1 protein-coding gene is annotated in these 383 nt (G+C 65.0%); it reads right to left on the bottom strand.

Translation table 11 applies throughout. From position 1 onward, the window contains the following. Window positions 1-383, bottom strand: a 383-nt coding sequence (locus NB3_RS33770) for an AMP-binding protein (protein WP_157112175.1), incomplete at both ends; no start/stop codon positions are given.

Here is a 383-nt window from a genome sequence, read left to right as displayed (position 1 = left end):
GGGTGAGTTGGGGGTGCCTTCGTAGACGATTTGGGTGGTGCGGTTGGCGAGGGGGCCGTAGACGATGTAGGAGTGTCCGGTGACCCAGCCGATGTCGGCGGTGCACCAGTAGATGTCGTGGCCGGGTTTGTGGTCGAAGACGGTGTGGTGGGTGTAGGCGGTTTGGGTGAGGTAGCCGCCGGTGGTGTGGAGGATGCCTTTGGGTTTTCCGGTGGTGCCGGAGGTGTAGAGGATGAACAGGGGGTGTTCGGCGTCGAAGGGTTGGGCTTGGTGGTGGGGTGAGGCGGGGGTGACGGTGTCGTGCCACCACAGGTCGCGGCCTTTGGTCCAGGGGACTTCGATGCCGGTGCGGCGCACGACCAGCACATGCTCGACGCTGGAGG

It is taken from the genome of Nocardia beijingensis NBRC 16342 (genome assembly GCF_001612785.1).
Lineage (GTDB): Bacteria > Actinomycetota > Actinomycetes > Mycobacteriales > Mycobacteriaceae > Nocardia > Nocardia beijingensis.
The sequence above is the reverse complement of the archived record's forward strand: the minus strand, read 5'-3'. Positions and strand labels throughout refer to the sequence as shown.